This window comes from Taibaiella koreensis (assembly GCF_003545715.1).
In the GTDB taxonomy this organism is placed as follows: Bacteria; Bacteroidota; Bacteroidia; order Chitinophagales; family Chitinophagaceae; genus Taibaiella; species Taibaiella koreensis.
On the sequence record NZ_QVNU01000004.1, the window covers coordinates 468,594 to 490,027 of the forward strand.

At 50.2% G+C, this 21,434-nt stretch carries 23 protein-coding genes; 9 read left to right on the top strand and 14 right to left on the bottom strand.

Features of this window, described 5'->3' with window-relative positions:
• Positions 1–114 precede the first annotated feature (114 nt).
• A complete protein-coding gene (locus DZK30_RS15740) occupies positions 115–1,074 on the top strand; it encodes a hypothetical protein (RefSeq protein ID WP_118975090.1) in 960 nt (319 codons plus the stop codon).
• Positions 1,075–1,605: 531 nt separating this feature from the next.
• Here DZK30_RS15740 and DZK30_RS15745 read toward each other — a convergent pair.
• From DZK30_RS15745 to DZK30_RS15765, 5 genes are all read right to left on the bottom strand, one after another.
• Positions 1,606–2,649: a PorP/SprF family type IX secretion system membrane protein gene (locus tag DZK30_RS15745; protein ID WP_118975091.1), complete on the bottom strand. Its 1,044-nt coding sequence runs from the start codon at positions 2,647–2,649 to the stop codon at positions 1,606–1,608.
• Between the two features lie 553 nt (positions 2,650–3,202).
• The gene (locus tag DZK30_RS15750) at positions 3,203–3,448 is read right to left on the bottom strand and encodes a hypothetical protein (protein WP_118975092.1); all 246 of its coding nucleotides are present in this window, start codon (positions 3,446–3,448) and stop codon (positions 3,203–3,205) included.
• A 114-nt stretch (positions 3,449–3,562) separates the two neighbouring features.
• Positions 3,563–3,916: a response regulator transcription factor gene (locus tag DZK30_RS15755; protein ID WP_118975093.1), complete on the bottom strand. Its 354-nt coding sequence runs from the start codon at positions 3,914–3,916 to the stop codon at positions 3,563–3,565.
• Positions 3,917–4,071: 155 nt separating this feature from the next.
• Positions 4,072–4,371, bottom strand: a complete 300-nt coding sequence (locus tag DZK30_RS15760; RefSeq protein WP_118975094.1) for a YtxH domain-containing protein — start codon at positions 4,369–4,371, stop codon at positions 4,072–4,074.
• Positions 4,372–4,471: 100 nt separating this feature from the next.
• Positions 4,472–5,119, bottom strand: coding sequence for an SRPBCC family protein (locus DZK30_RS15765; RefSeq protein ID WP_162903138.1), 648 nt, complete (start codon positions 5,117–5,119; stop codon positions 4,472–4,474).
• A 144-nt stretch (positions 5,120–5,263) separates the two neighbouring features.
• On the opposite strand from DZK30_RS15765, the gene DZK30_RS15770 reads away from it, so the two are divergent.
• Positions 5,264–5,467: a YwbE family protein gene (locus DZK30_RS15770; RefSeq protein ID WP_118975096.1), complete on the top strand. Its 204-nt coding sequence runs from the start codon at positions 5,264–5,266 to the stop codon at positions 5,465–5,467.
• 34 nt (positions 5,468–5,501) lie between these two features.
• Entirely contained in the window at positions 5,502–5,927 is a 426-nt protein-coding gene (locus tag DZK30_RS15775; protein WP_118975097.1) for an SET domain-containing protein, read from the top strand.
• A gap of 10 nt (positions 5,928–5,937) precedes the next feature.
• Here DZK30_RS15775 and DZK30_RS15780 read toward each other — a convergent pair whose 3' ends face one another.
• The 6 genes from DZK30_RS15780 to DZK30_RS15805 form a co-directional block, all read right to left on the bottom strand.
• Positions 5,938–8,736, bottom strand: coding sequence for a hypothetical protein (locus DZK30_RS15780; protein ID WP_118975098.1), 2,799 nt, complete (start codon positions 8,734–8,736; stop codon positions 5,938–5,940).
• Positions 8,737–8,757: 21 nt separating this feature from the next.
• Complete coding sequence (locus DZK30_RS15785; RefSeq protein WP_118975099.1) at positions 8,758–9,861, bottom strand: hypothetical protein; 1,104 nt, start codon at positions 9,859–9,861, stop codon at positions 8,758–8,760.
• Between the two features lie 11 nt (positions 9,862–9,872).
• Positions 9,873–10,679: a fimbrial biogenesis chaperone gene (locus DZK30_RS15790; protein WP_118975100.1), complete on the bottom strand. Its 807-nt coding sequence runs from the start codon at positions 10,677–10,679 to the stop codon at positions 9,873–9,875.
• Between the two features lie 90 nt (positions 10,680–10,769).
• On the bottom strand, positions 10,770–11,306 hold the full coding sequence (locus DZK30_RS15795; protein WP_162903139.1) for a hypothetical protein: 537 nt from the start codon (positions 11,304–11,306) through the stop codon (positions 10,770–10,772).
• 297 nt (positions 11,307–11,603) lie between these two features.
• On the bottom strand, positions 11,604–12,209 hold the full coding sequence (locus tag DZK30_RS15800; protein ID WP_118975102.1) for a hypothetical protein: 606 nt from the start codon (positions 12,207–12,209) through the stop codon (positions 11,604–11,606).
• Between the two features lie 338 nt (positions 12,210–12,547).
• On the bottom strand, positions 12,548–13,450 hold the full coding sequence (locus DZK30_RS15805; RefSeq protein WP_118975103.1) for an AraC family transcriptional regulator: 903 nt from the start codon (positions 13,448–13,450) through the stop codon (positions 12,548–12,550).
• A 229-nt stretch (positions 13,451–13,679) separates the two neighbouring features.
• On the opposite strand from DZK30_RS15805, the gene pgi reads away from it, so the two are divergent.
• Both pgi and DZK30_RS25895 read left to right on the top strand, forming a co-directional pair.
• On the top strand, positions 13,680–15,329 hold the full coding sequence (pgi, locus tag DZK30_RS15810; protein WP_205529465.1) for a glucose-6-phosphate isomerase: 1,650 nt from the start codon (positions 13,680–13,682) through the stop codon (positions 15,327–15,329).
• Between the two features lie 107 nt (positions 15,330–15,436).
• Positions 15,437–15,796, top strand: a complete 360-nt coding sequence (locus DZK30_RS25895; protein WP_162903140.1) for a hypothetical protein — start codon at positions 15,437–15,439, stop codon at positions 15,794–15,796.
• Here the strand turns inward: DZK30_RS25895 and DZK30_RS15815 are convergent.
• Positions 15,793–16,065 carry a hypothetical protein gene (locus DZK30_RS15815; protein ID WP_162903141.1) on the bottom strand — a complete coding sequence of 91 codons (273 nt, stop codon included), beginning with the start codon at positions 16,063–16,065 and terminating at the stop codon, positions 15,793–15,795. The two genes, DZK30_RS25895 and DZK30_RS15815, sit on opposite strands and share 4 nt — an antisense overlap.
• A gap of 102 nt (positions 16,066–16,167) precedes the next feature.
• Between DZK30_RS15815 and DZK30_RS15820 the strand changes: the two genes are divergently transcribed.
• Positions 16,168–16,548 carry a DUF5655 domain-containing protein gene (locus DZK30_RS15820; RefSeq protein WP_118975264.1) on the top strand — a complete coding sequence of 127 codons (381 nt, stop codon included), beginning with the start codon at positions 16,168–16,170 and terminating at the stop codon, positions 16,546–16,548.
• 24 nt (positions 16,549–16,572) lie between these two features.
• Here DZK30_RS15820 and DZK30_RS15825 read toward each other — a convergent pair whose 3' ends face one another.
• Entirely contained in the window at positions 16,573–17,472 is a 900-nt protein-coding gene (locus DZK30_RS15825) for a histone deacetylase family protein (RefSeq protein WP_118975105.1), read from the bottom strand.
• 121 nt (positions 17,473–17,593) lie between these two features.
• Between DZK30_RS15825 and DZK30_RS15830 the strand changes: the two genes are divergently transcribed.
• Positions 17,594–18,751 (top strand): THUMP domain-containing class I SAM-dependent RNA methyltransferase, encoded by a 1,158-nt coding sequence (locus DZK30_RS15830; protein ID WP_118975106.1) that lies wholly within the window; start codon positions 17,594–17,596, stop codon positions 18,749–18,751.
• Between the two features lie 14 nt (positions 18,752–18,765).
• On the top strand, positions 18,766–20,142 hold the full coding sequence (locus tag DZK30_RS15835; protein ID WP_240432939.1) for a DEAD/DEAH box helicase: 1,377 nt from the start codon (positions 18,766–18,768) through the stop codon (positions 20,140–20,142).
• Positions 20,143–20,148: 6 nt separating this feature from the next.
• Here DZK30_RS15835 and DZK30_RS15840 read toward each other — a convergent pair whose 3' ends face one another.
• The gene (locus DZK30_RS15840; RefSeq protein WP_118975108.1) at positions 20,149–20,760 is read right to left on the bottom strand and encodes a pseudouridine synthase; all 612 of its coding nucleotides are present in this window, start codon (positions 20,758–20,760) and stop codon (positions 20,149–20,151) included.
• A 96-nt stretch (positions 20,761–20,856) separates the two neighbouring features.
• Between DZK30_RS15840 and DZK30_RS15845 the strand changes: the two genes are divergently transcribed.
• Positions 20,857–21,399: a DUF1579 family protein gene (locus DZK30_RS15845; RefSeq protein ID WP_118975109.1), complete on the top strand. Its 543-nt coding sequence runs from the start codon at positions 20,857–20,859 to the stop codon at positions 21,397–21,399.
• Positions 21,400–21,434: the final 35 nt, after the last annotated feature.

The following is a 21,434-nucleotide window of genomic DNA, read 5'->3' on the forward strand; positions in this document are numbered from 1 at the left end:
ATATCGATAGTCGCCTTGAGCGTAGTCGAAGGGTGAAAGTCCGGTCTGCCATCGGTTTATCAGCACGTCATTTTTTGATGATTGCAAGAAATGTATAAGACCTCATTATGATTCATGACAGCGGTAAAGGAAAGTGTACTTATTTCTGCTTATATTGCTGAAATGATCACCATACCTGAAGACCTTACCGATTTTTTGTATTGGGTCAAAGAAAGAACAGAAGCATTTTGGAACCCGCCAATAGGCGACCCTGGAATGCATCAATGCGCCGACTGGATCAGAGGCGCAAGGTGGAAGGGCTTGAGCAATGGTGAGATCGATGCGATCGAAATCAAATTTGACATTAAATTCACGCCGGAGCACCGATTGTTTTTAAGCATCCTGCATGCAATCGACAGAAAAGAAAAGATCGAGTATACCGAAACCTTCGATGATGACGCTCCGGTACTCATCGAAGAAAGACCCTTTTTCTACCATTGGCAGGCAGATGACGCGGCGATAAGGGAAGCGCTGGATTGGCCTTCCCGCACCATATGGGAGGACATAATAGGCCCAAATAAGGTGTGGCTCCGGTCCTGGGGCGCCAGACCAGCCGACGAACCAGCGCAAAAAGAAATATTTGACGCATGGTACCGTAGCGCACCGTTATTAATCCCCATTAAAGGACATCGGTTTATCGTAAGCGACATGCGCCTGCAAACAAGGCCCGTATTATCTATCTGGGGCTCTGATACTATTGTTTATGGCTGGGACCTGAGAGGCTACCTGCTCAAAGAGCTGGAAGAACATCTCGACATCAATGTTCCCGTATTTGATGAGGAAGATCAGACCTGGTACACCGAAACCATTACAGAAGTAAAGGCAATCCTGGAAGAAGACTATAGGCGCGGCGCCAAAGAAGATATACCCTATTGGAAAGAAATGATCCTGATCTGGTCATCCGGTTGGTCCAGCTTTTGCATGAACCCTTATGAACAAAGCGGCATACAGCCAATAGTAAAGACCTATGCTCCGGAAGACGATAGTAACGAACAGAAAATATTCAATAGCTACAAAGACAATGGATCTGAATGAAATGGCAAAGCTTCATCCAGCCGGAGCGACCGTGCGGCACAGCGCTATCTTCGATCATCTGCCCCGTCATCAAAATAAAGAGCCATTGTCCGTCGACTTTGTAAAAAAATGGGCTGTACCCTTTTACATGGAAATAGGCTCCGTGGCAGATGATCAATAAAGCGACTGAGATGCTTCGGTTGCTGCGCAAACCTCAGCATGGTATGTTTATGCTTTGGGCCAACGTAACAGTAAAACGCCAGCATACAAAGAAACACGGCACCACTGTACCGCTGCAAGACAAGAAGCCGTATCCGGCAGCACTCATGCTATCATCCTGATCGCAGCTTACGCAGCCCACAAAGAGAATTATTCCGGGCGCTCTATTATTATAGCTCACGAAGCACAAAGACACCATGCCTTGTATTTCTTTGGGCCGTTGTGTCTTTGTGGCAAAAAAAGGGCGCTGCATCGCTGCCGGGAGCTGTTATCCAATAAAAAAAATCCCGCTGTGCTATAGCAACACAGCGGGATAAAGCGGAATAAAAAGCGTTAGAATTTCGGGCAGGCGAAATTGTATTTCTTACGGGTAATTTTATTGATGATACCATTATAGATCACGGAGATCTCGTAAGCGCCCTGACCGCTGGTCATATTCTGCGCGCTGGAGAGCGTTACGTCGTAGCTGAAGCCGATCTTCATCCGGGACCATTCGAAGCCGATATAAGGCGCGACGGCATCGCCATAGCGATACCAGCCACCCAGGTAAAAGATAGTGTTGCGTATATACTCGCTATGACCGGGATTCATTATAAAGCCAACGGCGCCGCCTACCAGGAGCTCCGACGCCGGCCCTTGCTTCTGGTACATGGCGCTCAGGTACATCACGGTATTCTCGTTCATATCAAAAGAGCCGCCAAGGTGTGCCGAATACCGGGAATTGATCTTGAGCGAGGTGCCGCTGTTCAAAAACCGCTCTTCGGGGCGGGTAAAATGATAGTAGGCAAAACCGCCATATAAGGTTGCCTTTTCTGCTACACGGCCTGAGTACATGATACCGGCGTTAAAATCGGGATAAGTAAGGTCGGCATTACCAAAATTCTCAGCTGATACCGCTGCCAGCGGTGCACCCGGCATACTAGGGTTGATCTGGTCGCCGAACACAAGCTTATCAAATTGAATGCTCTTCTGCACCAGGTAACCCTGAACACCGAAAGAAAGCGTATGTTGCTTATCCATGCCGAAGGCCTTGTGATAGGCTACAGACAAGCCCACTGTAGTATTTTGATAGCCGCCCGTGCCCGATCTGTCGTACAGGCCCAGCACGCCGATACCCAAGGCATCTCCCTCAGGCAGCTTTCCCCTCAGTGTAGGAATATCGAAGGCAATGGTGCCACTCACATAAGGCTTATCGGAAACGGTATACCATTGTGTACGAAAATTGGCCGAAGCGCGCCAGTCATTTTGTGTCAATCCCGTTTGTGCCGGGTTCAGTGTCAATGGCGAGGTAAAATACTGGGTGAAATGCACGTCCTGCGCCTGGGCGCCTAAAGCCATGCCGGCAATTACCGCCACATTGAGTAAAAGTTTCTTCATGGTGTTTCAATTTAGATTTAAGATTACCCTCTTTTCAACTACGCAAAAAAGTCTTATATATTTAAATAGACAGCCAAGGAAAGGTATATGTTGGGGTGAATGGAGAACAATTTTAATGGGGGCGCCGAGATGTTTCTGCTGCGGGAGAAAAACGACAAGCCAAATGGCGGATGAACAGCCAAAACTAATGTGAACTCAAGCGATACCGAAGCAGGCCCTGCGCAACGCCACCTTTGAGGAAGATTTCATGGAGCGATGCGGTAATACTTGTCCACCAAGTAGCCAAAAAAAATTCTAAGTAAGTGCTGAAGATATGCCGCTTAAGAAAATTGAACCATATTTTCCGATTGTTTTCGCAGCGCCTCGGCGACGCCGTGAGCCGTTAAACAATACAGTGAAGACATATTTTTTTGCTGTTTGCATAACGGACTGAAGGAAGGAAGGACATCCTATAGTTCGCTGCCCGGCGAAAAACGCGAAGCTTTGCCTTTCATAAAGGATGCCCAGGTTATATGCTGGTAGCTTCGGCATTTGCACGATAGCGTAAGAAAAACTAACCGTTCAGCTGATCCGGTGTGAAGTAGACCGTCTGGCTACGGTTAAGATTAAGCCGCTCCAGGAGCTCCTTATCGTTATTGGGGCTAAATTGAATGTAGTACTTGTACACGACACCATAGCTATCGGTGAGATCGCGCAGGCCGCTATGGCTAAGACGGGAAAATTCTTCTTCGGATAAGCCCAGCAGCGAAGCCATTCTGCGTTCGGTAAACCTGGGACGGTAGGTGGAATTGGCATGCATGGTCGGTTAAATTTTGGTTGGGTCTGTAAAAATACGATCCCCTTGCAGTAATTCATAACGCCTACCCGATTTTGTCACAATTTTAGACCTTTCTTAAGTAAGCACACACTTCCTTCAGGCGGCAAGCTCCCTGATCTCACTGATCAGCGAACGGATATCAAAAGGTTTGGCCAGGAAAAAGTCGGGAGCAAGCTCTGTTGCGATCAGGGACCGGTCCAGTGCCGACATCATCATTACGGGTATATTGCAGGTACAGGGATTCTCCTTAATCTCCCGGCAAATGGAAAGGCCATTCTCACGGCCCAGCAGCACATCCAGCAATACAAGATCAGGCTGCTCCCTGATAACGGTGTCCAGCACTACTTTCCCGGCAGATAGCAATTGTACCGAAAAGCCGTTTAGCTCCAGCAGCTCCTTCAGCATATCGAGAATAGCTTCATTATCGTCCACAACCAATATCTTTTTCATAACAACAGGGTATTAATACCTTTATACTACATATGAGGCTACGCTTCGATCCATAAACTTCTGTTATAAAATGAGATGGCATAGCCCCAAATAAAACAACTGCCCGTGGCCATCCGGGCAGTTGTAACATCAGTTGTATTAAAGAACGTCTGTGATCAGGATTGTGCGCCGTTCTTCACCGAATTGTATTTATCTTTCACGTGATCGCTTATATCTTCTGCGTGTTGCTGCATTTTATCTTTAGCGGTACGGAACCGATCCTTTACCCCATCGGCCAGTCCTTTGGTTTTATCGGCTATAAGGTGACGTGTTTCTTCGCCGGATTGAGGGGCAAATAGCAGGCTGATGATCGCGCCTACGGCGATACCGCCTACCAAAGCCAGCGCCACTGCGGCTGTTGAAGAATGTGAGGTTTTACCTCCTAATCTGCTTGAAATGGCTTTTCTGTAGTTCATGTTGCGTTGTTTTGTGAGTAAACAAGACTGGAGGGCTTTTGGTTGGTCGCTTAATGTTAAAATGGGGTCATTAACCCCTCTTTATACCCTCTCATACTACTCAAAGATTCTCAAAGTGTTGCTTGAAGTTCAGGATATCTCTCTCAATCGCCTGCTCCACCTTGCGGTTGAACAGTTGCATTACCACGTTGCCGGCCATACCCATTGGTGCAATATAAGAGATCACGACCTGCACTTCGGTAGCCTTTTTACCGGCATCATTGAAGGTAACCTTTCCGGCGTTCTGTATGCTGCTGTCGGCCAGGGATTCCCAGGCGATCAGGCTTCCCGGCTCTTCCTTTACAATACGGGCATCCCATTCCAGGCTTACCAGATTGCCGGGCACCTTAACCTTCCATCGCGAATTCCATTCATCATTGGCGACCACCTTTTCCAGATGGGTCATAAAGGCCGGCAGGTTTTCCAGGTTGCGCCAGTAAGCGTACACTTCTTTACGCGGCCTGTTGATAAGCATACTGGCCCTTATGTTCAGGTTCTTTACAGGATTATCGACGCGTGGCTTCTCCAGTGAGCTATAAACGGGACAATGCCCTGTATAGCCACGATACAACAGGTAGCCTGCACCCATGGCGCTCAGGATGCCTACTCTTTTACCCGGGCGGAAAGCCTTGCTGAGCAACAAGCCTCCGGAAAACAGGGACAACAGGCGCTCGGCGAGGGGTACATTCAGTTCTGTATTTCTTTTCAAACGATTGACCGGCATATTCTTAATTCAGGTTTTAGCTTTTGATAGGATAAACAGAAAAAGCGCGGGATTGTTGTTTAAAATAAACCCGATCGCTTTGGAAGATAACGGCCGGGCATTATCTTTGTCGCCGCAGCAAAACCAATAATGGAAGGACAATACAGGAAAGACATCTACCCGGGACTGGAAGTGGGTATCATCCTTAAGAAGGATCAACGGAACGGAAAGATCACCTACGGCACGGTAAAGGATATTCTGACCTCCTCTGCTTTCCATTCGAGGGGCATTAAAGTAAGGCTCACTGACGGCCAGATCGGCCGCGTAGCCGAAATACCGGAAGAAGCGCATTAATCATTTCAAATACGGCCGTTCAGGCTGATTTTCCATGGCATTTTTCGCAAAACATTTGTACATAGCGCCGTCTACGATTTCCGGCGCCGGGCAGGGATTGTTCACCAATACTTTTATTCCCAAAGGCGCCCGCATTATCGAATACACCGGCAAGGTAACCGACTGGGAGCATGCCGATCACCAGGAGGGGCTCAACGCCTATATTTACTTCGTTAATGATGATCATGTGATCGATGCCGCCAAACGCAAAAAATCGCTGGCGCGCTACGCCAACGACGCCCGGGGTATGAAAAAGATCAAAGGGGTCAATAACAATTCGGAATATATCGAAGAAGGCAACCGGGTGTATGTGGATGCGATGAAGAATATAGAGCCAGGATCGGAAATACTGGTAGGCTACGGAAAAGAATACTGGGACGTGCTGAAGAAGAACTACGCCGATGCTGCCGCCGGCCGTTAGGTTAAAGGGGTTATTGCTGTCCAAACTTCTTCACCTCGATCTTTCGTTGGCGCACCTTAAGCCTGAAGTCAACATCACCGGTGATCTGACCCGGATTTACTTCCAGGGCGCCGGCGGCAATGCCCAGGGGTAATACTTCGATCTGCGCCGGCAGATTGCCAATCGTAAGCGTATAAGTTCCTGTGGGTACATACAGCATATAATGGCCCGCATCGTCGGTACGCGTTTCGAAGGTCTTTCCTTCGTTGTTGGTCGCGATAACGGTTTGACCCGCCAGCTCCCTCAAAATGGCATAACTCAGCACCTCATCAAACTCAAAAGTAATATTGCCCGAAAGCGTTCCGGTCTGCCGTAGCGGAATATCCAGGTGCGCCGCTTCCTTATCCTTAAGTGCGATCAGCTGGTCTACGCCATACCAACCCTTCTGCGTAGGAAAATATACTTTATAAGTGCCGGGGGGCAGCTTGTTATATTGGATCCGGCCGGCTCCGGAGGTTGCCAGAAGCGTTTTATCAAAGGCCGCCAGGTAGCCCGTCGCAATGGAATCGCCGGCATCATAAAGGCCATTAGCGTTGTTGTCGTGGAAGACAAACAGCTCGATCGATCCTTTGCGATTGACCGTTTCGCGCCCCGATTGCGGGAGCAATTGAGTAAGTCCGAACTGTACGTTTCGATAGGACGAAGAGGAGGCAAAAGTATTGTATTGCAGCAGGGCAAATAAACGCGTTGTGCTTAGCCCGAAGTCAATGCCTGCAGAATAGAGCACACTGCTGACGTAGAAATCTTTATAATAAGTCAGCCCCGCGTCCACCCTTAGCTTCCGGTCAAAAAAAGTATAGCTGAGCGCAGGGGCCAGGTTCAGCCGCAGGTCGTTATGCCCGCCGTTCTGTTCCTGGAAGGCTTCGGCCAGGTAAAAGCTTCCTTTTTGAATATTGCCGGTGAACCGGAAAAAACGATAGTTATAAGAGAGGTTGCCACGGAACTGCCAGCGTTGCCCCGGCATAAAATTGAGCTGGTATTGCCCCGCATCGAAGCGGAACATGAGGTACTGGCGCGACCGGATGCCGGCATAGCTCCCGCCCAGGCTGAGCCTGCCTGCCTTCATTTCTCCTTCGATGGGATTGGGCCCCAGGTACCAGTTGCCTTGCTCCTGGTAATACTGTGCCGCCAGCGATAGGTTGAGATTGCCGAAGGCGCGGGCAATGTTGAATTCGCCCGTAGTTCCGTTATTGCTGTTCCGGTAGCCGATACCGCTGTTTTGAAAATAGAGCGGATTCAGCTCATTGTACATAAACCCGCCACCCAGGGTGATGCTGCCAAGACGCAGGCTCAACCTTTCGTTGAACGAAAGAGTGCCCCTGCGGGTACCGGGATAGTAACCCGAGGCATACAGGTTGTCGCTGCTGACCGAAAGATTCTTGGTCAGGTTACCATTCATACTGGCGCCTATCGATAAAGACTGCCTGCTTTCGCTATTTTCGCCCGAAGTGGCGCTGTTGGCGATGCCAATCTTGGCTGCCGCAAACAGGAGATCGTTCAGCCGCCAGCTCGCATCATTTACCAGCAGCATACTTTTGGCACTGGTGTACTTGTCTTCATCGTAAGTGATCATGGTATTGTTGCGCATCCGGCCGTATTCCCGTTGATAGCCAGCCCAGGCCGCTCTTCCGAAGCTCGATGCCCCATTGTTACTGACCAGGTTGAACGATTTGTCCAGGTAGCCGGCATAGAGCTTATTGCGACGCAGCGAATCGGTAAAATAGTAGGCTTCGACGCCACGCCCGTTATAGCTCATTTCCCCGTTCTGGATTATGTTTCCCACCGCAATGCCCAGCCGCTGGTATTCAAATCCCAGCCAGGTATCGTTGAGCAGGAACGGCATGGCCGGGTTTTTCCATTTATACAGGTTAAGGCTGAAGGCCACATTTCCCTTACTAAGCGCATAATCGCCGCGGCTCTGCAGGAAATACGATTCATTCTCTGTAAAAGTGTTCTGAGTGCCCACCGTTACATAATTGGCGCCGCGGTCGCTATAACCGTTCAACCGTTTGCTGCCATAGACTTTCCGGCTCTTCACACTTTGCACCGAGGCTGAAGATATGCTGAAATAATCACCGCCGGGATAAACGCCATAGAGGGAAATATCCATGTATTCCAGGCTCACCATACTCCGGCTTACTTTACGCGAAAAATACAAGGTCGTATCGTGAAATGGCGGTACGATTACTTTAATCGACTTATTGGTCTCGTCGTGCAGCTCGGGTGGATAGGCCAGCACAACATTGACTTCCTGTGCGCTGTTGCCGCGGTTGCTCAGCAGCACCGGTACCTGCAGGATTTGTCCGGCAGTCGGCAACTGCAGCTCGGTTTGCGCAAGCGAAGCCCGCATGAGCCGGCTTCCCGTGAGGCGCAGACGCGCTGTTGCTTCCCCCAGTTTGGTACGGCGCTCGTCGAACAACTGTGCGCTATAGGGAATGTCACCTGCCAATGTCGTTGCGCCAATGTATACTTTAGCCGCTACGAACAGGCTCTTCCCCGCTTCTACAATTATGGGCACATCCTGCCGTGTAGCGATACGCGCGCCCTTGCCGCAATAAAGATGCAATATCCCTTTAAAAGGCTGTGTGCTCCTATTGTCGATGGCGATGGTAACATCCTTCAACTCTTCGTTCCGTACTTCCGGTACGCTGTCGGCCAGGCGCAGCACGACACCATTTCCCTTTTGTCCATAAGCCGGCAAGGCCGCCATACTGCCGAGCAGAAGCAGTACGGGCAGCAGCAACAGCTGGTAAGTACGGGATACAAACATGGACTAGAGGAATGCAGGCAGTTAAAGCGGGTTCATGATAAAGGTGATCTGTGTCTCGTAGCTACCGGCCTCCACATTGAGAAAAGCGTCCTGGTTGGCATTGGCCTTGGTGCTGTAATTGAGGTTATAATTGTTGACCACTCCGGCCGATCCCGATCCATTGTTAAGGATGAGGGTACGGGCGGTAGTTGACAGGCTTACCGGCGTATAGCTGCTGACCACAGCGCTGCTGTAGGGAGAAGCAGTCAGCCGTATCTTGGATACAGGGATACCCGATGCCGTACCCGAGCGGGTAAAATAATTGGATAGCGTTTGTACGGTTACCTGGTATTTGCCGTCGCTTGATGATACCTGCAGACTGTTGTTCAGATTACTTTCAACGCCGGCGGCATAGCTCTGTGCATCCTGGCCGAAGCTAAGTGTAACATTGCTGCCGCCATTCTGGAGCAGGATGCCATTGGTGATCTGTGGCATACCCGATTGCGGCAGATGCATCCAACCCGGCCATAGGCCGATCTGGTGGTTATAATCCATCTGGCTTACGAGGTTGCCCGAAGCATTATAAAGCCGGAAGCGCATGACCACGATATAATCGTCGCGATGCAGCGTCAGCAACTGGCGGCTGCCATTCAGGATAAGATCGTAAGACAGCGCAAAATAGTCGCTGGCAACCATTTTATAATTCGACTTTTCCACCAGGGTGATCTCCGAAGCCGAAAGGGGGATAGTAGAAGATACCGCACCGATCTCGTTTATGGAATTGGCATTGCTCCAGGAGTTTTGAGAGGCGCCGGGATTCAACTTGATGGAGAAATATTGTATCGGCCAGTTGGGACCGGGACCGAACTGTGCTACATCGCCGGCGCTGGTCTGCTGCGCTGCAAAGTAAGCTGTAAGCGGCTGCACGGTAAGCTTCCAGTTGGGCGTTACAGCATTGCCGCCGTTAAACTGCACCCGCATATTGTTGGCAAAGGATATGCCGCGTACTAGCAATGCCGTATCGCTGATCGTAAGATAGCTTTGCCCGCCACCTTGTATGGTTTGCGCCTGGATACTTAAAGCAAATCCGGTCGCAAGCAGCAGGCAGCACAGCAGCCGTGTTGGAAAAGAAAGGAAGGCATTCATGAAAGAAAAGATCAATAGTTAAAGTCAAGCTCCGCCAGCTTCAGCTCCTCGTTGGCCCCAAAATTGACAATAGCCGTTGCCGTGTATCTACCTTTATCTATTTCCTGCGGCAGCGCATTTTCAAATAGTCTCTTGTCGCCAGGGAGAGAATAGAACTCCTGGGCCGGTATCTGGTATTTTTTACCGGTCTCTTTATTCAGCAGATCATAATGGATGGTACCATTCAGCCAGGCAGTACCCGTGTTGTCGACATAAAGCTTAAGGGCTTCGATCTTGTCACCATTCTTACGTGTGGTAAAATTGGTAATTTCCATATCAGCCTTTGCGTCGGCCAGTTCGGTATAATAGATCTTGATACCCATGCGTACCGTTACTTTAATAGCAGCACCGTTCTGAGCCGTGCCATCGCCGGGATTGAGCTGCGTAAGGTATAGCATAGCCGTACGCACCGGGATGCTTTTACCGGCGACGATCCCGCCTACCGAGATGCTCAGCTCTTTGCTTTCACCGGGAGCCAGGGTGAAGTAAGAGCCCGGTAGCACCTTTACGTTACCGGCACAGGAAATAGACAAGGTGCCGGCATCATAAGACATATTGTTGCCGAGCGAATCATAGTTCCAGTCGTTGAGCGACACACCTATCTCAAGCGCTTTGTCTTTGTTGGGGTTGGTCACCATGACCTTTTGTTCCTGCCTGGAGCCGGGTTTAAAGTAAAGTCTGGTGGGAGAAGCAGTAATGCCCGCCTGGGCATACGTATCAACGGCAGCGAACCATAGCAGCAGCACCGCAGGGATTATTTTGAATAAAAGATTACGCATAGTCTGGTACGGTAGTAAGGAACAGTCCTTGCCACGTTGTATTTGATGGATGGATGAATGGTAGTGTCAGTGTTGGGCAGGCGCACCAGGTTATTCCGCCTCTATCGTATAGACCACAGTGGCGCTGTAAGTACCGTTATCCAGCAAGGCATAGCCTTCGCCCGAAGCATGGTACAGCACATCAAAGGAGGTTGCTATGGTGCCATGGGTAGGCGATTTGATGATCGGACGCGCCACTTGCGGAGAAAGGCTTACCCTGTTTTCAGTGATCATGCCCGGTACCCCGGTCACACCGCCGGTCGCAATGGGGGTAACCGCTATGGTTGAGGCAGGTATTGGCCGGCCGCCAGGTCGTACCAGATCGCTTTGAGCGCTCACCTTCACTACAAAACGGCCTGAGCTGAATACGTTGAGATGGTTCTGTTCATTGATATTGACCCCGTTCCTGAAATCCTCTTTGCTTGAAAAATGGAGATCTACCTGGCTTTGCGCCTCATTGACGGTAAGGCTTTGTACTTGCGACAGGATCACATTCAATCGTACGGAGCCATTCTGAACCTGAGCAAACATCAAATGGGGCAGTGCAAAGAATACAAAGCTTACCATAAATAGTAAACATCTTTTCATCTTTTAAGCAGGAATTGGTTCGTTTGGTACTGTTGGAGCCTTTTCAGACCCTAACCTACCTTAAAACTAACCATTAAAACGCAAAAAAAGATGTGAATGACCGATTATTTTTCTGTTTAATCCGTTGTATCCGCGTGAATAAAAACCAGGGATAGTATCGAGGGCTCACGCTCATTTACAAACAAATGAAGATAAAGCATACTATTGGAAAGGGGTGATTCTTACAGGATAATAGCCCCCTGTAAGAATCCGGATTCCTATGTTGCGTCATCAGGAATTATGAGCCCGCATGATTTATTAAAGATCGGTAATGGTATACACTACAGTGGCAGTGAAAGTACCGGTGGCCAGGCTGGCTACATCGGCAAAGTTGGCCAGGGAGTAGGTTACGTCGTATTTGGTGCCGGAAGTACCTGCGTTACCATTGGAAGCAGTAGCCGGGGTAGCGATCAGGGTATTGGCAGTGTTGATCAGATTTTGCCCTGCAGAGCTGAAACCAGCATTGGGAGCAGTAGAACCAGCGGTAATCTGACGGGGGTTGGATACAGCCAGGTAAATATTACCTACAGGAATAGAAGTGATACCGGTAGCATTGTTGTTGGTGTTCCTCAGGGAAACAGCATTGCCGGCCAGGGATACTTTTACTTTATAGGCGCCACTGGAGATCACGTCGATAGTGCTTTTTACGTCGCCGGCTACACCGGTAGTACCTGCAGCGGCAGTAAATTTCTGAGCGTCGTCGAGATTGATATTAACAGTAGAACCGGCGGAAACAGAGATTGATTTTACATTGCTTACCAGTACATTCAAAGTAGCGTTGGCAGAAGAAGAGGGTCCTTGAGCGAAAGTAGTAGCAGTAGTTCCTAAAACGATAACAGTAGTAGCCAGGATGATTTTTTTCATTTTTTTTTAATTTTTAATAGTTTGATTTAAATTGGTTTGGTAGAATATTTTGTTTTTCTGTTGTTGTTTGATAATGCAAAGATGCATCCGTTTTCTACCCTTGCTGTAATCATTTTACCTTCAAAAAAGGTAAAAAAAAGGAAAGTTTATCACCAAATTGGCTAGTTACCCGTTTTATTGATATTTAGGGTTTTCAGGTGACATAAAAAAGTTAAAAAGCGCCACAGTCTGTTATCATTTTAATAAAAGAAAGAAATCAAAATGTCAATTCCGGAAACAAAAAGCAGGGCCACCCCGGGAAGGGGCGGCCCTGCTGACAGCAATATATAAGTTTGAAATCAAGCCACGCTATCCTGGCGGTTCAATCCACCGATGCAATTTTCGATCCGGAAATTTTTGGGAGAGATGCCCGTATGCTGCTGAAAAAACTTGACAAAATTAGTAGGCTCCGTAAACCCAAGCGCAAAGCTGATCTCCTTTACCGATATCGGCTCAAAAAGGAGCGCGCGCTTCGCTTCACGCAGCAGCTTTTCCTGCATGATCGCTTTGGGCGACCAACCTACGCCTTTTTTACAGATCAGTCCCAGCTGATCCTGCGTAATGTTCAATTTATCGGCATAGAACTGCAATGAGCTTTCTTCTCTGAAATGCTGGTTCAGCAACTGTATGAATTGTACAACCTGGTTCTTGGCCAGTGGCTCTTTGATATCCAGTGTCGCGTTTTCCTGTTCCAGCTGCAGCTTGTGCATATACAGGATCACACCCAGCAGTATGTTGTGCAGGAAATCGAACTTGAGCAGGGGATCGGCGCCCAATCGGTATTCCCATCCGAACATCGACAGCTGCGACTGGATATAATTACCGCCGATCTCGTTGCCGGCCAATTGGAAGCAGGTCCTGCGGTTGGGACCAAAGATCGTTTTGTACAACAGCTGCTCATAAAGATGAGTACGGCAAAGGAATTCTTCGGTAAAATGGATCACCACGCCCTGCACATAGACCGTATTTTCAAGGTGCAGATAAGCAAAAGGATTAATCAGCAATAAAGTCCCTGCCTGCAACGATACAAATTCATTGTCGACGAAGCAATGTCCTTTACCTTGCTTAATACTGATAAGCGTATAAATCCAACGGGACTCGGTAAGCCTTCGGGCATCGCTCCCAAACGATGAAGCATACCGTTCTAGAGTCTGGAACCGGACGAGCTGATCTGGTTCCAGCACCGGTGCTGGTTTTTGCATAGTGGTATTTTGGAATATGGTTATTACAGAATTGGTTCATTAAGCGCCAGAGCCCCACCCTGGCGCAGCATTCAAAATTATAGATAAATGCGATACCAAGGTCAGGCGTCGTTTTTTTTCTTCATGAAATTTAAGTTATTATCAGCCATTTGGCAATCAGTTGTTAACTTACAACTTTTTTTGCGTCATGCCTGTTCTTTATGTCCAGGAGCAATATTTTGACAGCAACATGATACTTCTTAAAGTTAATTTTACCCATACCAAGGCGTACGCCCGGTTACAAGAACATTTTTCACAGGTCAACCACTTGGAGATGAAGCATCTTTTTGCAGAAGATCCTGGTCGTGCTAAACAATTCAGCCTGCAGCTCGGCGAGCTATATTTTGATTATTCCAAAAATAGGATCACCACCGAAACGCTGCAACTATTGCTGGAGCTGGCTGAGGAATGTGGCCTGGAAAGGGCCAGGGAAGCGATGTTTGCAGCCGAGCATATTAATGAAACGGAGGACAGGGCTGTCCTGCACTTTGCCTTGCGCCAGCCGGCCGGGGACACGGTGCTGCTGGACGGCCACGATGTGATGCCGGAAGTAGAAACGGTACGGCAGCAAATGAAACGTTTCAGCGAAGCGATCATCAGCGGCCGTCATAAAGGATATACAGGCAAGGCCATCACCGATGTGGTCAATATAGGTATCGGAGGCTCCGACCTGGGCCCGGTAATGGTTACAGAAGCGTTACGGTATTATCGCAATCACCTCAATCTTCATTTCGTATCCAATGTCGACAGTACTCATATCGTAGAGACACTGAAACCGCTGGACCCGGAAACGACCTTATTCCTGGTTGCCTCCAAGACTTTTACCACGCAGGAGACCATGACCAATGCCCATAGCGCAAGAGATTGGTTCCTGGCCGCAGGCGCAGCAGAAAAGGATATCGCGCTTCATTTCGTAGCGCTTTCGACCAATGAAGAAGGTGTACGGGACTTTGGCATCGATACCAATAATATGTTCGTCTTCTGGGACTGGGTAGGTGGCCGGTATTCTTTATGGAGCGCTATAGGACTTTCTATTTGCCTGGCCATCGGCTTTGAACGCTACGAGCAGCTGCTGGCCGGCGCCCATGCGGCAGACCAGCATTTCCGGCATACACCGCTCAAAGAAAATATTCCCGTGATACAGGCCTTGCTGGGTATATGGTACTGCAATTTCTTCGGTGCGCAAACCCATGCCTTGCTACCTTACGACCAATATATGCACCGCTTCCCGGCCTATTTTCAGCAGGCCGATATGGAAAGCAACGGCAAATACATTTCCCGCCTGGGAGAGCGGGTAAGCTATACTACCGGTCCCGTGCTTTGGGGAGAACCCGGTACCAACGGCCAGCATGCCTTCTACCAGCTGATCCACCAGGGCACCCGCCTTATTCCCTGCGACTTTATCGCATCGGCGCGTACGCACAACCCATTGGGCAAGCATCATGAAATGCTGCTATCCAACTTTTTTGCGCAAACGGAAGCGTTGATGAAAGGCAAGACAGCGGAGGAGGCCCGTAGAGAGCTGGAACACGCCGGTATGACGGAGCCCGCTTTATCCCGGTTGTTGCCGCATAAAGTGTTTGAAGGCAACCGGCCCACCAATTCGTTCCTTCTTAAAGAAATCGATCCCTTTAACCTAGGCTTGCTTGTGGCCTGCTACGAACACAAGATCTTTGTGCAGGGCGTGATCTGGAATATTTTCAGCTTCGACCAGTGGGGTGTTGAGCTGGGCAAGCAAATGGCCAATTCTATTTTACCAGAGCTTGAAGGCGATGCGCATACGGAGGCGCATGACAGCTCTACCAACACGCTGATCCGCAAATACAAGGAGTGGAAATAGCCGGCATCGGTGAAAGCTGAGGCATTTCCCACGGTCACAGGATATTTTTCTCGCCACGACTCTGTGGCGCTGCGAGAAAAAGTAATCTCAGTGCTTTCACGTCTTTTGTGAGAAATAGTCTCGCTGCGACGCTGCGCCGCCGCGAGAAAAAACATATCTGCCGATCGTACAGACCGGCTATTGCCGACCAGCGACACGGCACAACCATCCGTTCGGAACGTGATAGCGTTCTGAACGGTAAAGGTGGCATAACTCATAGGGATAAAGGCCTCGCGCTGCGCCGCCGCGAGAAAAACAATCTTAGTGCCTTTGCGCTTTTTGTGAGAAATAATCTCGCTGCAACACTGCGCCGCCGCGAGAAAAAACATATCTGCCGATCGTACAGACCGGCTATTGCCGACCAGCGACACGGCACAACCATCCGGTCGGAACGCGATAGCGGTCTGAACGGTAAAGGTGGCTTTTAACCCTCGTTATCTTGCCTGGGTATTGCCCGGGCAAGCATACCTTTAGGCGCCTGCCGGCTATAATGATAATGTTCCGTATCAAAGCTATCGCGCCCATGTCCCATCGCCTGGTAGCCATTGAGGATCTCCAGCATCAGGTCCAGACGGGCATATTCATAAGTCCCGGCAGCGCCGCCCGGATCTGCATAACGGTCTTCATCTGAAAGCGGGATGATATAAAACTCCTTTTCGGGAGCAGCAGTTGGTGTAATAACGCTATAGTCAAACATATGCAGGCGGTTTTTGATCACGCTTTATCCCAATGGATACCATTTGATTTGCATCTACATAACCCTAAATATCCTAAATTGTTGACGGAATTCATTTATGCTATGACATCACAGCTACTACCCCACCGGGATCCGGAAGTTCAGGCATTCCTGGCCGGCAAACCGGCATACAGCCTGGCATTGCTGGATCATTTTCTGGAAGCCTTTCCGGGCCTGGGACCGGTTACGCTACATGCCACGAAGACAATGATCGGCATCAGCAACGGAATACACCCTATCGCTTGGATCACCCAGCTGGGAAAGCAATTCCTGCATGTCGTGCTTCCTTTTCCAGAACCACACACCGATAACCTTTGCTTTCAGAAGATCGCCCAGGTTCCCGGCCAACAACAATACAATCACCATCTGCGGCTGCTGCACCCGGATGACATCAATGAAGAAGTCATTCGCTTTTTGCGGCTGGCCTATGAATCCAGGGGCTAGCCGGGATTTTTCGTGGGTTACAACTCAATAAATATCCCGCGCTACGCGATAGGTCTGTACGTGCGCCTCCACGATGGTCCGTATGTCGGGCGAATAGCCCCCGCCCATGCTGCATTGCAGTGGAATGCCATGCTTATGCGCGGCCGACAGCACCAGCTCATCCCTGTGGCGACAACCGTCTTTGGTGCAGGCCATTCTCCCCATTTTATCGCTGGCCAGGATGTCGACACCTGCCTGGTAAAAGATAAAGCCCGGATTAACCCGGCGGATTAACGCCGGCAATGCCTCCTCCAGCAAAGACAAGTAAGGTACATCGCCCGTGCCATCGTCCAGACCGATATCCAGGTCGCTCTTTTCTTTATGAAAAGGATAATTGTGCTGCCCGTGCATAGAAAAAGTGAACACCCTGGATTCTTCCCTGAAAATATGGGCGGTACCATTGCCCTGATGCACATCAAGGTCTATGATCAATACCTGTGCCACATAGCCCTTATCGATCAGGAACTGTGCGGCTACGGCCTGGTCGTTGAGCATACAAAAGCCTTCACCAAAGTCGTATCCGGCATGATGAGTACCGCCGGCAATGTTGAAGGCAATACCGCTGTCCAGCGCACGCAATGCACCTTCCAACGTACCCTGTACCAGGCGCAGCTCCCGTTCTACCAGCAAGGGCGATTGTTCAAATCCGATGCGTCGGGCTTCCCCGGGGTCAAGAAGGCCATTCACAAAACGGTCGACATATTCTTTTTGATGGGCAGCATATATGGTTTCCAGCGCTGCCGGCTCCGGTGCGAATATATCGTCCGGGGTGATGATCCCCTCCCACAACAGCTGCTGCGGCAGCAATTCGTATTTCTCCATCGGGAAACGATGTCCCGGCGGCACGGGATGCACATATACGGGATGGCAAGCTACGGGGAACATGGAAAGCAGATGGATCTTTTGAGGGCACAATATTAGCAATAAATGGTGAAGCCGTTTGCACTGCATGCTATAAAGCGCTTGTGTCCGGGAAAGCCTTACAAAAGCCGTACTTTTGCCGCCTATGTCATTATTCAACATAACGGCTCCGGTTACCGTTACCTGCCACAAGCGGCTCGCCGTATACCTTGAGCAGGAGATCACCGCGCTCGGCTTCTCCATCGAAGAGCGCTTTGTGACCGGTGTACGGCTGCAAGGCACCTTGAACGACTGTATCCGGCTCAACCTGAACCTCCGCTGCGCGAGCCAGGTCCTGTTCCGTTTAGACCAGTTCGAAGCCCGGCATCCCGACGACATTTATGAAAATGTACTGGAGATCGGATGGGAAGACCTGCTACCTGATGGTGGCTATTTTTCCGTTACCAGCAATGTATTGCACGATACGATCAACAATAACTTATACGCCAACCTGCGCGTGAAGGACGCGATCGTCGACCGCCTGCGGTCGATAAGGGGCGTACGGCCCGAGACCGGCGCCGAGCTTAGGGGCGCCGTGATCCACCTGTTCTGGAAAGAAGATGAGGCGGAAGTTTTTCTCGATACCTCGGGCGATTCCCTGGGCCGTCACGGCTACCGGAAGATACCGGGCAGAGCACCCATGCTGGAGGCCCTGGCAGCGGCTACGGTAATGGCTACAGCCTGGGATGGTGTGGGCCCTTTTGTCAATCCTATGTGTGGCTCCGGAACATTGGCCATTGAAGCGGCGCTCATCGCAACAGATGCCCGGCCAGGGCTATTCCGGCAAAACTACGCTTTCATGCATCTTTCGGGCTATGACGAGAATCGCTACCTGGACGAACGCGGTACGCTGGAAAAGCAGATCAAAGAGGTGCCCGGCTTGCGCATCGTAGCCACCGACTATAGCGAAGCAGCCATTGGCAATGCACGGAAAAATGCCCGCGCCGCCGGTGTAGAAGACCTGATCACCTTTGCAATATGTGATTTTGCGGACACGGAAATACCCGAAGGCAGAGGCGCGATGATGATGAACCCGGAATACGGGGAGCGACTGGGTACACAGCAGGAGCTGGAAATGACCTATGCCCGTATCGGCGACTTCATGAAACAACGTTGCAAGGGCTATCACGGCTATGTCTTTACCGGGAATATGGAGCTCGCTAAGAAAATAGGTCTGAAAGCCAAAAGAAGAATAGAATTCTACAATGCCACTATCGATTGCCGCCTGCTGGAATATGAATTGTATGCCGGCAGCCGCGACTAAGCCGCCTGCGCCGGATGAATATGGTATCTTTGCACCGCTATATAAGGAATTGCCTCATGACTTTTGCCGATCTGAACCTGACTGCCCCTTTGCTGAAAGCGCTCGATGAAATGGGCCTTACAACGCCAACAACCATACAGGAGCGCGCCTTTCCCGTCGTTATGTCGGGCAGGGATGTTTGCGGTATTGCCCAAACCGGTACGGGTAAGACCCTTGCCTACCTGCTACCCTGCCTGCGTATACTACAGTTTTCCAAAGACCGCTTTCCACAAATGCTGGTGCTGGTCCCTACCCGTGAGCTGGTGGTACAGGTTGTCGAAGTGGCACGCAAGCTGAGTGCCTACCGCAGCCTCGTGGTCGCCGGCGTATATGGCGGTGTGAACATGAAGCCGCAGGCCGAAGCCATTATGAACGGCCTCGATATATTGGTGGCCACTCCCGGCCGGCTCTACGACCTTATACTCAACGGCGCGCTGAATACGAAAAGCATTAAAAAGCTGGTGATCGATGAAGTGGATGAAATGCTTAACCTGGGCTTCAGGCCACAGCTGCGCAATATTATGGAAACCCTGCCGGAACGAAGGCAAAACCTGATGTTCTCTGCTACGCTTACAGAAGACGTAGAACAGTTGCTGGATACCTACTTTAACCAACCTGAACGCATCGAAGCCGCTCCAGCCGGTACACCGCTGGCCAACATTGAGCAATCGGCCTATGAAGTGCCTAACTTCTATACCAAGGTAAACCTGCTCGATCTGCTGCTGCAGGAGCAGGAAAGCATGTCGAAAGTATTGGTATTTACAGCAACTAAAAAGATGGCAGACCAGTTATACGAAGCGCTGGCGGCCAAATACGAAGGCGGGATCGGTGTGATCCACTCCAACAAAGAGCAGAACTACCGCTTCAATACTGTTAATGCATTTAAAGAAGGCGTATTCCGGTTGATCATTGCTACCGATATCGTTGCCCGCGGTATTGATATTGCTGAGGTGAGTCATGTGATCAATTTTGATCTTCCCGAAACGCCCGAAAACTATATCCATCGCATCGGGCGTACAGGACGCGCCGACCGTAAGGGCATCGCCATCTCTTTTATTACGGAAAAGGAAAAACCTTACCGGGAAAGCATTGAACAGCTGATGCGGTATACCATACCGGAACATCCGTTACCACCTCAGCTTACGATCTCCACCGAGCTCACAGAAGATGAGCAGCCGCAGGTCTTCCACAAAGAGATACAGATCAAGATCCCCAAAAAGGAAGATGTAGGCCCCGCTTTCCACGAAAAGTCTGCGAAGAACCAAAAGAGCAATAAGAAAGTAAGCCACAAAGACAAAATGATGGCCAAGTATGGCAAGCCCAAGACCCGTGGCGCCAAAAAGAAGCGTTGACAACGCTTACCCTTCCGGCGGCAGAACAAGCTTTAGTTTCCCGAAAAATGTTGCCTGATCCAGCTCACGCACCTGCCCCGGCAGCAGCTCGCCCAGCTCCAGGTCCTCTATCGATACACGGATCAGTCTTTTGCAGGGATGACCGATCGCGGCGACCATCTTCCGCACCTGGTGGAACTTTCCTTCTGTAAGCGTGAGTAACAACCAGGAATGCGGCACCTCGCGGTAATGCGGCTGCAATTCCGGCAAATATTCAGGCTTGGCGGCGAGGGTAACCGCTTTTGGCTTTGCCGTATAATAATCCGCTTCGCCAATACGTATGGACACACCGTTACGGAGCTGTTCCAGCTTTTCGGGGGTCACTACCCTGCGCACCTGTACCAGGTAGCTGCGCCGGTGTGGCTGCTCGCTTTCAAATAACAGCCTGGTGATCCGCTTATCGGTGGTCAGCAGCAACAAGCCCTCGGAATGACCGTCCAGCCGGCCTATCGCATGCGTCCCTTCGGGAAAATCAAAATCCAGCGCCCCCAGCAGCCGCACCTTATCGGGACTCACAAATTGGGAAACCATGTTATAAGGCTTATGGATCATAAAATAGCGCAAACCGGTATCAGGCATAGCAGAATAATAAAGCCTGCAATTTCCGTCAATTTGGATTAAGATGCGATCACTTCAGCTATATTTGTAACATAACATTCCGCTCAACCTTATCCTATGAGACAACTACTGACCGGCATCATACTCCTGCTCGTTCCGCTCCTTGACCTGCAGGCCCAGGATAATACGCTCAAGGCGGCGGCTTCTATAGTACCGGAGAGTACTCATCACTTCCTGTCAAAGTATGAGGGCACCTGGACTGTGGAAGTAAACGAATGGAGCGCCCCGGACGCAGAACCGGAAAAATATACCCTTACGGCAGTCTTCAATATGACGCTGAGCAACCACTTCCTGCAATGGTCCCAAACCGGCGTGGCGCCCGGAGGACCTCTCGAAGAATGGGCCAGCCTGGGATACGACGATAGAAGCGGGCAATTCGCTCTGGTCTGGCTCAGCTCTGCCGGGCCGCAAACAGAGACCGTAGAGGGTCCCTGGATCGAAGCCGGAAGATCGATCCTGCTAACGCCGGCCTGTAGTCAGGCCACCGGCCATCAGCGTGCGCTCACCTTTACCGATAAGGACAACCTTTTGCTGGAGCAATACACCCAGGGAAAGGAAGGTCCTTATAAGAGCAGGGAATATCACTATAGCCGGCAATAAAAAATGCCGGCTGGGAGCCCGGCATTTTTTTGTTG

Bases quoted from the DNA above. Each gene is read 5' to 3' on its own strand.
- DZK30_RS15745 (WP_118975091.1), bottom strand. From the start codon at position 2,649: ATGAAGAAACTTTTACTCAATGTGGCGGTAATTGCCGGCATGGCTTTA.
- DZK30_RS15805 (WP_118975103.1), bottom strand. From the start codon at position 13,450: ATGCAAAAACCAGCACCGGTGCTGGAACCAGATCAGCTCGTCCGGTTC.
- DZK30_RS15820 (WP_118975264.1), top strand. From the start codon at position 16,168: ATGACATCACAGCTACTACCCCACCGGGATCCGGAAGTTCAGGCATTC.
- DZK30_RS15830 (WP_118975106.1), top strand. From the start codon at position 17,594: ATGTCATTATTCAACATAACGGCTCCGGTTACCGTTACCTGCCACAAG.
- DZK30_RS15795 (WP_162903139.1), bottom strand. From the start codon at position 11,306: ATGAAAAGATGTTTACTATTTATGGTAAGCTTTGTATTCTTTGCACTG.
- DZK30_RS15800 (WP_118975102.1), bottom strand. From the start codon at position 12,209: ATGAAAAAAATCATCCTGGCTACTACTGTTATCGTTTTAGGAACTACT.
- DZK30_RS15775 (WP_118975097.1), top strand. From the start codon at position 5,502: ATGGCATTTTTCGCAAAACATTTGTACATAGCGCCGTCTACGATTTCC.
- DZK30_RS15750 (WP_118975092.1), bottom strand. From the start codon at position 3,448: ATGCATGCCAATTCCACCTACCGTCCCAGGTTTACCGAACGCAGAATG.
- DZK30_RS15780 (WP_118975098.1), bottom strand. From the start codon at position 8,736: ATGTTTGTATCCCGTACTTACCAGCTGTTGCTGCTGCCCGTACTGCTT.
- pgi (WP_205529465.1), top strand. From the start codon at position 13,680: ATGATACTTCTTAAAGTTAATTTTACCCATACCAAGGCGTACGCCCGG.
- DZK30_RS15755 (WP_118975093.1), bottom strand. From the start codon at position 3,916: ATGAAAAAGATATTGGTTGTGGACGATAATGAAGCTATTCTCGATATG.
- DZK30_RS15770 (WP_118975096.1), top strand. From the start codon at position 5,264: ATGGAAGGACAATACAGGAAAGACATCTACCCGGGACTGGAAGTGGGT.
- DZK30_RS15740 (WP_118975090.1), top strand. From the start codon at position 115: ATGACAGCGGTAAAGGAAAGTGTACTTATTTCTGCTTATATTGCTGAA.
- DZK30_RS15825 (WP_118975105.1), bottom strand. From the start codon at position 17,472: ATGTTCCCCGTAGCTTGCCATCCCGTATATGTGCATCCCGTGCCGCCG.
- DZK30_RS15840 (WP_118975108.1), bottom strand. From the start codon at position 20,760: ATGCCTGATACCGGTTTGCGCTATTTTATGATCCATAAGCCTTATAAC.
- DZK30_RS15845 (WP_118975109.1), top strand. From the start codon at position 20,857: ATGAGACAACTACTGACCGGCATCATACTCCTGCTCGTTCCGCTCCTT.
- DZK30_RS15785 (WP_118975099.1), bottom strand. From the start codon at position 9,861: ATGAATGCCTTCCTTTCTTTTCCAACACGGCTGCTGTGCTGCCTGCTG.
- DZK30_RS15835 (WP_240432939.1), top strand. From the start codon at position 18,766: ATGAATATGGTATCTTTGCACCGCTATATAAGGAATTGCCTCATGACT.
- DZK30_RS15815 (WP_162903141.1), bottom strand. From the start codon at position 16,065: ATGTTTGACTATAGCGTTATTACACCAACTGCTGCTCCCGAAAAGGAG.
- DZK30_RS15790 (WP_118975100.1), bottom strand. From the start codon at position 10,679: ATGCGTAATCTTTTATTCAAAATAATCCCTGCGGTGCTGCTGCTATGG.
- DZK30_RS15760 (WP_118975094.1), bottom strand. From the start codon at position 4,371: ATGAACTACAGAAAAGCCATTTCAAGCAGATTAGGAGGTAAAACCTCA.